At 69.1% G+C, this 11351-nt stretch carries 8 protein-coding genes; 6 read left to right on the top strand and 2 right to left on the bottom strand.

Going from position 1 to position 11351, the window contains the following annotated elements; genetic code table 11:
• Positions 1-11: 11 nt before the first annotated feature.
• The 3 genes from glmS to H5T77_RS18610 all read left to right on the top strand — a co-directional run bounded on the left by glmS (position 12) and on the right by H5T77_RS18610 (position 4611).
• On the top strand, positions 12-1835 hold the full coding sequence (glmS, locus tag H5T77_RS18600; RefSeq protein ID WP_292651748.1) for a glutamine--fructose-6-phosphate transaminase (isomerizing): 1824 nt from the start codon (positions 12-14) through the stop codon (positions 1833-1835).
• A 21-nt stretch (positions 1836-1856) separates the two neighbouring features.
• Positions 1857-2663 (top strand): MOSC domain-containing protein, encoded by an 807-nt coding sequence (locus H5T77_RS18605; protein ID WP_292651749.1) that lies wholly within the window; start codon positions 1857-1859, stop codon positions 2661-2663.
• 85 nt (positions 2664-2748) lie between these two features.
• A complete protein-coding gene (locus H5T77_RS18610; RefSeq protein ID WP_292651750.1) occupies positions 2749-4611 on the top strand; it encodes a DEAD/DEAH box helicase in 1863 nt (620 codons plus the stop codon).
• Between the two features lie 121 nt (positions 4612-4732).
• Here H5T77_RS18610 and H5T77_RS18615 read toward each other — a convergent pair whose 3' ends face one another.
• Together H5T77_RS18615 and H5T77_RS18620 are read right to left on the bottom strand one after the other, a co-directional pair.
• Positions 4733-5371, bottom strand: coding sequence for a permease prefix domain 1-containing protein (locus H5T77_RS18615; protein WP_292651751.1), 639 nt, complete (start codon positions 5369-5371; stop codon positions 4733-4735).
• A gap of 124 nt (positions 5372-5495) precedes the next feature.
• Positions 5496-5816 carry a PadR family transcriptional regulator gene (locus tag H5T77_RS18620; RefSeq protein ID WP_292651752.1) on the bottom strand — a complete coding sequence of 107 codons (321 nt, stop codon included), beginning with the start codon at positions 5814-5816 and terminating at the stop codon, positions 5496-5498.
• 87 nt (positions 5817-5903) lie between these two features.
• On the opposite strand from H5T77_RS18620, the gene H5T77_RS18625 reads away from it, so the two are divergent.
• The 3 genes from H5T77_RS18625 to H5T77_RS18635 all read left to right on the top strand — a co-directional run bounded on the left by H5T77_RS18625 (position 5904) and on the right by H5T77_RS18635 (position 11185).
• On the top strand, positions 5904-7991 hold the full coding sequence (locus H5T77_RS18625; protein ID WP_292651753.1) for an MMPL family transporter: 2088 nt from the start codon (positions 5904-5906) through the stop codon (positions 7989-7991).
• Between the two features lie 173 nt (positions 7992-8164).
• On the top strand, positions 8165-9187 hold the full coding sequence (locus H5T77_RS18630) for an SGNH/GDSL hydrolase family protein (RefSeq protein WP_292651755.1): 1023 nt from the start codon (positions 8165-8167) through the stop codon (positions 9185-9187).
• A gap of 198 nt (positions 9188-9385) precedes the next feature.
• Positions 9386-11185 (top strand): penicillin-binding transpeptidase domain-containing protein, encoded by a 1800-nt coding sequence (locus H5T77_RS18635; RefSeq protein WP_292651757.1) that lies wholly within the window; start codon positions 9386-9388, stop codon positions 11183-11185.
• Positions 11186-11351 lie beyond the last annotated feature (166 nt).

An 11351-nucleotide genomic window follows, 5' to 3' on the forward strand; every position in this document is an offset into this window, starting at 1 on the left:
GGACGGGACACATGTGCGGAATCGTCGGCTACATCGGGCCTCAGCAGGCCGCCGGCCTGCTCACCGAGGGGCTCGCCCGGTTGGAGCACCGCGGCTATGACTCGGCGGGCGTCGCCGTGCTGGGCAGCAGGCTTCAGGTGGTGAAGAAGGCCGGTCGCGTACGCGATCTGGTGGATGCGCTGCCGAAGCGGTTCGCCGGCAAGGTCGGCATCGGCCACACCCGCTGGGCGACCCACGGCCCCGCCAACGACGTCAACGCCCACCCGCACGTCTCCGCCGATGGCCGCGTGGCCGTCGTCCACAACGGGATCGTCGACAACGCCGCCTCGTTGCGCGAGCGGCTCACCGAGGCGGGCGTCGAGCTGGCCAGCGACACCGACACCGAGGTCTTCGCCCACCTCATCGCCTCGTCGACCGCGGACAATCTGGAGGCCAAGGTCGTCGACGCACTCTCCCAGGTCGAGGGCACCTGGGGTCTCGCCGTCGTGCACGCCGACTTCCCCGACCGCATGGTGGTGGCCCGCAACGGCTCTCCGCTGATCGTCGGCGTCGGCGACGGGGAGATGTACGTCGCCTCAGACCTGGCCGCGGTCGTACGTCACACCACCACCGTCGCCCACCTCGACGACGGCGAGCTAGCGACCGTCACCGCGACCGGGTTCACGACCTTCCGCCAGGACCTGACGACGACCACCACGACGGCGCGCGAGGTCGACGTGGACCCGTCGGCCTACGAGTACGGCGAGCTCGCCGACGAGCCGCGGATGTTCACCGAGATCCACGAGCAGCCCTCGAGCGTCGAGCGGGCGCTGCGCGGCCGCCTCGACGAGCGGTTCGGCACCGCCCATCTCGGTGGCCTCAACCTCGACCCGCGTGAGCTCCGTGCCATCCGTCGGGTGAAGATCCTCGGCTGCGGGTCCGCCTACTACGTCGGCCAGATGGGCGCCGGCCTGATCGAGGAGCTGGCCCGGGTCCCCGCCGACGCCGAGGCGGCGTCGGAGTTTCGCTATCGGAACCCGATCATCGAGCCCGACACCCTCTACGTCGCTGTCTCGCAGTCCGGCGAGACCATCGACACCCTGCTCGCCGTCCAGGAGATCAAGCGCAAGGGCGGCCGGGTCCTGGGCGTAGTCAACGTCGTCGGATCCGCGATCGCGCGCGCGGTCGACGGCGGCATCTACCTCCACGCGGGTCCCGAGATCGCGGTCGCGTCGACCAAGGCGCTCACCAACATGTACGTCGCGTTCTCGCTGCTGGCGCTCCAGCTGGGCCGCGTACGCGACCTCTCGATCGCCGACGGGAAGCGGCTCATCGCCGGCCTGCAGGCGCTGCCGACCCAGATCGAGGACATCCTCAAGAGCGAGTCGCACCTCGAGGAGATCGCCGCGCGTCTGGCCGAGGCCGAGTCGATGTTCTTCGTCGGTCGCGTCCGCGGCTACCCGGTCGCTCGCGAGGGCGCCCAGAAGCTGAAGGAGATCTCCTACCGGCACGCGGAGGCCTACCAGACCTCCGAGCTCAAGCACGGCCCGCTCGCGCTGATCTCCGAGTCCGTGCCGACCGTCGCGATCGTCCCTCAGGACGAGCTGACCGACCGCAACGTCGCTGCCCTCCACGAGATCAGCGCACGGCGCGGGCCGCTGGTCGTGGTCACCCACCCCGACGTCGACCTCGGCGAGCTCGACGCGCTGCGCGTCGACGTACCGAAGAACGAGGTCGAGCTCGACCCGATCCTGATGACCATCCCGCTGCAGCTGATCGCCTTCCATGCCGCGAAGGCCCTCGGCCACGACGTCGACAAGCCCCGGAACCTCGCTAAATCGGTCACGGTGGAGTGACTAGGTCCCTAGGGTTCGGCCATGCGGCTCCGTGGCATCAACATCCATCCGGTGAAGTCGACGGCGATCCGTCCGGTGCGGGAGGCGTACGTCGGGAGGGCCGGTCTGGTCGGCGACCGTGAGTGGATGATCGTCGACGGTGACGGGGAGCTCGTCTCGGCGCGGGAGATCCGCGAGCTCTTCCGCATCGTGGCCGACACCCCCGCGACGGGCGGCAGCGCCGATCTACGGCTGAGCGCGCCCGGGCACGCGGCGATCGAGGTGGCGTGCCCGACCGAGGGCGTGCGCGACATCGTCATGTTCAAAAAGGTGAAGATGCGCGCCCGCCCGGCCGGCCAGGAGGCCGACGCGTGGTTGCGCCGCGTGCTCGACCGCGACGACGTGTCGCTGGTGTGGTGCCACGACCCGTTGCAGCGGACGCTCGACGCCAAGGACGGCTTCGGCATCTCGGACCACGCCACCTTCCAGGACGATTCGCCGGTCTCGCTGATCACCGACGCCTCGGTCGCCGCGATCGACAGCTGGAGCCCGGAGACCATCACCGTCGAGCGGTTCCGGCCGAGCCTCGTCGTCGAGGGGGCGGAGGAGGCTTTCGCGGAGGACGGCTGGAGCGAGGTCGCCATCGGGTCGGTCCGCCTCCGGATGGTCACGCCGGTCTCTCGCTGCGTCATGATCACGATCGATCCCGAGACGTTGGCGAAGGGAAAGGACCCGCTGCGTACGCTCGCAGCCCATCGCAAGCGGGACGGCAAGGTCTGGGCGGCGGTGCATCTCGTCGTCGTCGACACCGGTGAGATCGCAGTCGGTGACGAGGTCATCGTCTCCTGACCGAGACCGAACCGGGTCGGCAGGTGACGGGGCCCACCGCGCCGAGAAATGCATATAACGTGCTATATGGGCCTACCGTTGGAGAGTGAGCACCGACCCTGAATCTGCCGTATCCACCACTCCCGCGCCCGAAGAGCCGAGCGCGCCGAGCCTGGAGGCCGACCAGGGACCGACGTTCGACTCACTCGGTCTCTCCGCCAGCGTTCTCGGCGCGGTGAAGGCTCTCGGCTACGAGACGCCCAGCGCCATCCAGGCCGCGACCATCCCCTCGCTGCTCGAGGGGCGTGACGTCGTCGGTCTCGCGCAGACCGGCACCGGTAAGACAGCCGCGTTCGCGCTGCCGGTGCTCTCCAACCTCGACATCCACCAGAACGCGCCCCAGGCCCTGGTGCTCGCGCCGACGCGTGAGCTGGCCCTGCAGGTGTGCGAGGCGTTCGAGCGTTACGCGTCCAACCTCGACGGCGTACGCATCCTGCCGGTCTACGGCGGCCAGGGCTACGGCCCGCAGCTGACCGCGCTCCGTCGCGGCGTCCACGTCGTCGTCGGCACGCCCGGCCGGATCATGGACCACCTCGAGAAGGGCACGCTGGACCTTTCCCAGCTGCGTTTCCTGGTGCTCGACGAGGCCGACGAGATGCTCAACATGGGCTTCGCCGAGGACGTCGAGACGATCCTTGCCGAGACGCCTGAGGACAAGCAGGTCGCGCTCTTCTCCGCGACCATGCCCGCGCAGATCCGCCGGCTGTCGAAGAAGTACCTTCGCGACGCGAAGGAGATCTCGGTCAAGGCGAAGACCCAGACCGCCACGAACATCACCCAGCGCTACCTGATGGTGTCCTACCCCCAGAAGGTCGATGCACTGACCCGCATCCTCGAGGTCGAGAACTTCGAGGGCATGATCGTCTTCACGCGCACCAAGTCCGAGACCGAGTCGCTGGCCGAGAAGCTCCGCGCGCGAGGGTTCCTGGCCACCGCGATCAACGGTGACATCGCTCAGAACCAGCGCGAGAAGACCGTCAACCAGCTCAAGGACGGCTCGCTGGACATCCTGGTCGCGACCGATGTCGCGGCCCGTGGCCTCGACGTCGAGCGGATCTCGCACGTGGTCAACTACGACCTACCGACGGATGTCGAGGCGTACGTCCACCGCATCGGCCGCACCGGTCGCGCGGGCCGCACCGGCGACGCGATCTCGTTCGTCACCCCGCGTGAGCGGTGGTTGCTGCGTGCGATCGAGAAGCACACCAAGGCTCAGCCGACGCAGATGCAGCTGCCCTCGGTCGACGAGGTCAACGCGACCCGCCTCTCGCGCTTCGACGACGGCATCACGGCCGCGCTCCAGGAAGCCGAGCGCATCGAGTTCTTCCGCGACGTGGTGCGCCACTACGTCGAGGAGCACGACGTTCCCGAGGTCGACGTCGCCGCCGCGCTGGCCGCCGTCCTCCACGGCGAGGAGCCGCTGCTCCTCGACCCGGAGCCGGCGAAGCCCGCCTACGACGACCGCCGCGGGCGTCGCGACCGCGATGACCGTGGTGACCGCGGTGGCGACCGTGGGCCCCGGCGCGAGACGGGGACGTCGCGTCAGACCGGACAGCCGCTGGCGACGTACAAGATCCAGGTGGGCAAGCGTCACCGCGTCGAGCCGCGCCAGATCGTCGGCGCGATCGCCAACGAGGGCGGCCTGCGCCGTGCCGACTTCGGCAACATCTCCATCCGCAACGACTTCTCGCTCGTCGAGCTCCCTGCGGACCTGGCGCCGGAGACCTGGAAGGCGCTCGAGTCGACCCGCATCTCCGGCAAGCTCATCGAGCTCACCGAGGACTCCGGCGGCGGCCCTGTGCGCCGTTCGGGCGGCCGCTTCGAGAAGAGTGCGCCCCGCTCCGGCAAGCCCGACTCCGCCTCCGGCGAGCGTCCCCGTAAGCCGCGCCAGAAGCGCAAGTTCGACTGATCTGATAAGTCACCGACTCGGCCGACGCGTCACTCGCGTCGGCCGAGCGGTCATTGTCGTGCCCTCTCGGGCGACCTGAGTGACGTCTCGGGCGGCGGGGGTGACGTCTCGCCTTGCGCGTCTAGCAGGCGGCGAGGGTGCGCTGGGCCGAGAAGGCGACCAAGGCGAACGGCGCTGCCATCAGGGCGATCGCACTGAGGGCCAGCGTCACGGTGAGACCGCCTGTCAGAGCCAGCATGGTGAAGCCGGTCAAGGGCACCACCGTGGCCGTGGCCAGAGACCAGGCTGCGGTCATCCGGGCCGTGCCGCGCCCTATCCGCAGCCAGCGCTGACCGATCGCGGTCGCCACCAGGGCGATGATCGCGCCGAGGGCGCCCGCTGTGCCGATGTAGCCGATGACGACGTCGAGGGCGTGGAAGAGACCGGTGTCCGGGGCGGTCGAGTGGGCGGTCCCGCCGAGGTTGATCCCGCCGTCCCACAGGAAGGCCTGGGGGATCATCACGAGGACGAGCAGAGCGGCCGTACGCCGGGCGCCGCTGATCGCGACGGTGTCGCGGAAGCCCGGAGCGATGACGTCGACGGCGCCGAAGTCGCGTAGCGCGAGCGCCTCGGCCTCGGCGGTCGGGTAGCCCGCCCGGGTGTAAGCGTCGGTCGCGTCCTCGAGGTGGTCGCCGGCCTCGCGCAGCAGGTCGCGGCGGGCCCAGCTCGGGCCGGGGACGGCGGCGCGCAGGTCAGCAAGGTAGACGTCGACAGCGCTCATGGCTCCATCCTCTCCGGCCGACGACGTCGGCCGCATCAGGGAACCCCCTGAGTGGCTCGCCACAACGACCGTCTCGTCCCCCAGAAGTGCAGTCTCGTCGCCCAGAAGTGCACTCTCGGCTGAGTCAGGCCTCGCCGAGAACGCCGGAGACGACCTGGGAGAACGTACGCCACTCCTGGCGGTGGGCGGCGAGGGCGCTGCGGCCGGCGGGGGAGAGCTCGTAGGTGCGGCGTTTGCGGCCGCCGACCTCGGACCAGGAGCTGTCGAGGTATCCCGCCTTCTCCAGGCGGCGTAGGGCCGGATAGATCGTGCCCGTGGGGAGATCCAGCTCGCCACCGCTGCGGACACTGAGTGCCTCGATGATCGCGTAGCCGTGGAGGGGCTGTTTCTCGACGACGGCCAGGATCAGCGAGTCGAGGTGGCCACGGAGTGCGTCGGCTTTCATGTAGACAGCCTACACAGCCCGAGTTACATTGTCTTCATACGTGTTGTCTGGCTACAGGTAGCCAGGCGAGATCAAGAAGGAGACATGATGACCACAGAGACGACGACGAGACCCAGTCCGCTGCGGCGGCTGGCGATCTTCTCGCAACGCCATCACTGGACCGCGCTGCTGTTGTGGGTGGTCGTGCTCGTAGGCGTCACGGGGGCGGCCCAGGCCATCGGCGACGACTACCGCAACTCGTTCGACATCCCGGGCAGCCAGTCCCAGGAGATGGCCGACCTCCAGGCGAAGCACGGCGGGGCGACCGGCGACTCGGTGCGCGCGGTCATCCATGACGAGCGCGGCTGGAACACCGACCAGCAGGCGGTGGACGAGCTGATCGCCGACCTCGCCGAGGTTCCTCACGTCGAGACCGTGGAGCCGCCCGATCCGCAGCGCGGCTCGGTGAGCGAGGACGGTACGACCGCACTCGTCACCGTTGTGATGGACGCCGAGGCCGGAGAGCTCCCGACCAGCGCCTACGAGCCGTTCCTCGAGGTCGCGGACGACGCGACGACCGACGATCTCCAGGTCGAGATGGCCGGCGACGCGATGCGTGAGGTGAGCGGGGGCGAGGGCGGCAGCTCGGAGGGACTCGGGATGCTCGCCGCTCTGGTGATCATGTTCTTCATGTTCGGCTCGTTCCTGGCGGCGAGCCTGCCGCTGATCACCGCGATCTTCGCGGTCGGCACGACCTTCGGCGTGGTCACGCTGCTGTCTCACCTGACCACGATCCCGGACTACACCGCGCCGATGCTGATGCTCGTGGGGCTCGGCGTCGGCATCGATTACGCGCTGCTCGTCTTCTCGCGCTATCGCAGCGAGCTGCTCCACGGCGCCACCCGTGAGGACGCCACCTCGACCGCGATCGACACCGCCGGCCGCTCGGTCCTGTTCGCCGGAGTCAGCGTGATCCTGGCCCTCTGCGGCCTCTACGTGCTGCAGCTGACCTCGATCCAGGGTGTCGTGCTCGGGGTCGCTCTCACCGTCCTGACGACGATGATCGCCGCGGTCACCCTGCTCCCATCCCTGCTCACGCTGTTCGGCAAGCGCCTGGAGAAGTCGATTCGCAAGCATGCGGCCCGCTCCGGACGCGAGCCCGGCCGCCGCTGGCGCGCCTGGGCCGGTGGAGTCCAGCGGCACCCGTGGGCCGCGTTGATCGTCTCGATGGTCGCTCTCGGCGCCCTCGCGACCCCGGTCCTCGGCCTCCAGCTCGGCTTCGCCGACGCCGGCAACGACGACAGCTCCTCGACCACCCGCAAGGCCTACGACCTGGTGAGCGACAAGTTCGGTCCCGGCGCCAACGGCCCGCTCATCGTCATGACCGAGGGCTCGCAGGGGCAGGCGGAAGCGGCGTACGAGAAGCTCCAGAGGCACGAAGGCGTGGCTGCGGCGACGCCGCCGCAGCCTTCGGCCGACGGCGCGGTCTACACCTCCATCGCCTTCCCGGAGACCGGCCCGCAGGACGCCGAGACCACCGAGCTGGTCAAGGAGCTGCGCGCCGACCTGGGCGACGACGTCCTCGTCGGGGGCTCGACCGCGGCGCTGATCGACTACTCCGAGGCGGTCTCGAAGAAGCTGCCGCTCTTCATCGGGCTGGTGGTCGGCCTCTCCGCGCTGCTGCTGATGTGCGTCTTCCGCTCCGTCGCGGTGGCGATCAAGGCAGCGATCCTCAACCTCATCTCGATCGGCGCCTCGATGGGCGCGATGACGTACGTCTTCCAGGAGGGTCTGCTGGGGGTGGAGCCGGGGCCGATCGAGGCGTTCCTGCCGGTGATGACCTTCGCGATCGTCTTCGGTCTCTCGATGGACTACGAGGTCTTCCTGATCTCGCGGATGCGGGAGGAGTGGCTGCGCAGCGGAGACGCGCAGGAGGCGGTCCGCGAGGGGCTTTCGCACACCGGTGGCGTCATCACCGCGGCCGGTGCGATCATGGTCGTGGTCTTCGGTGCCTTCTGGTTCAGCCCGGATCGGATGCTGCAGGAGATGGGTTTCGTGATGGCGGTGGCGGTGCTGTTGGACGCGGTCGTGATCCGGTGCCTCGTCGTGCCTGCGGTGATGCGGCTGCTCGGTGCTCGGGCGTGGTGGCTGCCGCGGTGGCTGGACCGGATCCTCCCGCGGCTGCAGAACGTCTGATGAACGCTGAGAGATGAACGCGGAGAGATCGCGCGGGTGACCGCGCGATCTCGCCGCGCGGGTTCCGGACAGTTACTAAGACGTGAAACTAATTTTCCTGCGGGCGAGAGCAAGGACGCGTACAACCGAAGCGAAGGGTCGCCACCGGCGGCCCCTGGCTTTCGGGAGTTGCCATGAACGGTTTGACCTTCCGCCTGTCCAAAGTCCGCCTCGCGGTCTCCCTCACATCCATCGCCCTCCTCGGCGCCGGCCTGGCCGTCGCCCCCGGCTCCCCAGCCTCAGCGGCTGGGGAGCCTTACGTCGCACTGGGTGACTCCTACTCCTCAGGAGTCGGCACCCGCAGCTACCTCAGTGACGGCTCCGCCTGTAAACGGTCGACCCTGGCGTACCCGAGCCTGGTCGCCGCGGCGAAGAGCTACAGCCTCAACTTCCGCGCCTGCTCGGGCGCGGTCGTCGCCGACGTCACCAACAGTCAGCTCAGCGCCCTGTCCAGCTCCACTCGCTATGTGACCATCTCGGTCGGCGGCAACGATGCCGGCTTCGCCGACGTGATCACCGAGTGTGCCCTTCCCGCCTGGGCGAGCGACTGCGCGGGAGCGGTCGCGGGCGCGCAGAACTACATCCGCAACACGCTCCCAAGCAGCCTCGGGACGCTCTACTCCCGGATCCGGTCGGCCGCGCCCAACGCGAAGGTGGTGGTCGTGGGCTACCCGAAGCTGTTCATGGGCGAGGACTGCAACGCCTTCACCTGGTTCAGCCCGCAGGACGAGGCGATCCTCAACGACACCGCCGTGCTCCTCAACAACACCACGGCCTCGCGCGCGAGCGCCGCCGGGTTCGGCTTCGTGAACCCGATCAGCCGATTCACCGGACACGCCGTCTGTGACGACGTCGAGTGGGTCAACGGGCTCTCCAACCCGATCGAGGAGTCCTATCACGCCAACGCAGCCGGCCATCGCGACGGCTACACGCCTCTGGTGAGCTCTCCGCTCACCGGCGCCGCGGTCGCCGCGACCCCGGCACTGGTCGACGCCGCCGAGGCGACCGGCTCGGCACAGGCCGCCAAGCAGCGGAAGTACGCCGCGCTCGACCGCCACATCGAGCCGAAGGTGTTCCAACCGCCGACCCGTGAACGTCTGCAGAAGATCGCGGACCGGCGCGGGGTGGATCTGGACGCCTGGCTGGCGACGCACTGAGCGAATTCGGTTGTGAAGCCGAGCGTGGCCCACTGGCCACTCTCGGCTTCACAACCTCCGCGTAGGAGGCGTGTAACCCAATCTTGGGGGCAAGGCTGATAGAACCGTCCCATGCGAGTATCCCGGGGCATAGCGGCCCTTGCTGTTGCTTTACCGCTGCTTGCTGCCTGTGGCGAGGCCGAGGACCCGGGTCCGAGCATGTCGACCCTGACCACGGCGCTGAAGAGCGGCACGTTCACGAAGGTCGACTTCGTCGCGAAGACCGACCCCGCCGAGGTCGCCGCCGAGTACAGCGATCTGACCGGCAACCTGTTGGGGAAGCTCGGAGCGCCCGACGTGTCCGCGACCAAGCCGGTCTTCTCCGGCCACGGCACCGACAGCGCGAAGTCGATGCTCACCTGGGCATGGGGGGTGCCGGGCGGCCGGTGGACCTACGAGTCGGAGGTAGAGCTCCACAAGACCGGTGACAAGTGGGAGTTCGTCTGGGAGCCGACGGTTGTCGCCCCGGAGCTCGCCGAAGGACGCAGCCTGCATGTCGAGACCGTCCACCAGCAGCGGGGCGAGATCCGGAGCACGTCGGGAGCGACCCTGGTCGCCGATCGGCCGGTCGTCACGGTGGGCATCGACAAGACCCTGATCGACCCGGTGGCCGCGCCTGCAGCCGCGCGGGACGTCGCCGCGGTCATGGGCATCAATCCGAAGCGCTACGCCAAGCGTGTCAAGGCGGCCGGGAACAAGGCGTTCGTCGAGGCGCTCTCGGTCCGGAAGCCGATGATGACGAAGGCCAAGGCTGCCAAGATCGCCAAGATCAAGGGCGCCGCCATGCTCAATCGGACCCTCCCGCTCGGACCGACCAAGGAGTTCGCCTCGCCGGTCATCGGCATCGTCGGTGAGGTGACGGCCGAGATGATGAAGAAGAAGCCCGGGACCTACCTTCCGGGTGATCTCGCCGGCCTCTCCGGACTGCAGGCGCGCTACGACGAGCAGCTGCGGGGCAAGCCCGGACTGCAGGTCGCGGTTCTCGGAGACGAGGGCGAGGTGCTCAAGAAGCTCTACAGCACGGACCCGATCGACGGGAAGCCGCTGACCGTCACGCTCGACGCGCAGCTGCAGAAGAGCGCCGAGAAGGTCCTCAAGCGGGTCGAGCCCGAGAGCGCGCTGGTCGCGATCCGGCCCAGCGACGGCGCTGTGCTGGTCGCCGCCAACGGCGCGGACAACAAGATGAACCTGGCGACCTTCGGTCAGGCCGCTCCGGGATCGACCTTCAAGGCGGCGACCACGCTGGCCATGCTGCGCAAGGGGCTCAACCCCAAGAGCCGGGTCAGTTGCCCCGCGAAGGCAACTGTCGACGGCAAGACGTTCAAGAACGACTCGTGGTACCCGAAGGCCGGCTTGGGGGAGATCACGCTCGCCCACGCCGTCGCCGAGTCCTGCAACACCGCGATGGTCGGCGCGGCGGACGAGATCGGTCACGCCGAGATCGCCTCGGCCGCCGCCTCGCTGGGCTTCGGGATCGACCGCGACGCCGGCTTCGCCTCCTACTTCGGCCAGATCCCCGAGCCTGCGGGCGAGACCGAGCACGCCGCCGACCTGATCGGCCAGGGCAAGGTGCTCGCCTCACCGCTGGTGATGGCCTCGGTCATCGGCTCCATCCAGGCCGGTCACACCGTGGTCCCGAACCTCGTCCAGGGTCAGGTCGCCAAGCCGTCGGGCGTGGAGCCGCTCGCCGCGGCGGAGGCCGACCAGCTGCGTACGATCTTCCGCGGCGTGGTCACCGACGGCACCGGCAGGGGCTTGGCCGACGTGCCGGGCAAGCCGGTGATCGCCAAGACCGGCACCGCGGAGTTCGACCGCGACGGCAAGCGTCTGACCCACACCTGGATGATCGCCGCGCAGGGTGACCTGGCGGTGGCCGTCTACGTCGACGAGGGCGAGAACGGCGCGGCCACGTCGGGCCCGCTCGTGGAGGCGTTCCTGCGGATGGCCAACGAGCGCTAGTGGCGCGTCCTTCTGGGATGCGCCACTAGGCCGGATCCGCCGCTCTGCGCCTGCGGCCCAAATGAGATGTGGCCCGGCCGTGAGGCCGGGCCACATTCAGTTTCCTCGGTGTCCCTCTACCGACGGGGGGAACAGTAGAGAGACTCGAGGGGCGAGCCTGGCGGCC

This window comes from Nocardioides sp. (assembly GCF_014360585.1).
Lineage (GTDB): Bacteria > Actinomycetota > Actinomycetes > Propionibacteriales > Nocardioidaceae > Nocardioides.

What these genes read in the sequence shown, in the direction of transcription:
- glmS (WP_292651748.1), top strand. Translation starts at nt 12, where the DNA reads ATGTGCGGAATCGTCGGCTACATCGGGCCTCAGCAGGCCGCCGGCCTG.
- H5T77_RS18605 (WP_292651749.1), top strand. Translation starts at nt 1,857, where the DNA reads ATGCGGCTCCGTGGCATCAACATCCATCCGGTGAAGTCGACGGCGATC.
- H5T77_RS18615 (WP_292651751.1), bottom strand. Translation starts at nt 5,371, where the DNA reads ATGAGCGCTGTCGACGTCTACCTTGCTGACCTGCGCGCCGCCGTCCCC.
- H5T77_RS18620 (WP_292651752.1), bottom strand. Translation starts at nt 5,816, where the DNA reads ATGAAAGCCGACGCACTCCGTGGCCACCTCGACTCGCTGATCCTGGCC.
- H5T77_RS18625 (WP_292651753.1), top strand. Translation starts at nt 5,904, where the DNA reads ATGACCACAGAGACGACGACGAGACCCAGTCCGCTGCGGCGGCTGGCG.
- H5T77_RS18630 (WP_292651755.1), top strand. Translation starts at nt 8,165, where the DNA reads ATGAACGGTTTGACCTTCCGCCTGTCCAAAGTCCGCCTCGCGGTCTCC.
- H5T77_RS18635 (WP_292651757.1), top strand. Translation starts at nt 9,386, where the DNA reads ATGTCGACCCTGACCACGGCGCTGAAGAGCGGCACGTTCACGAAGGTC.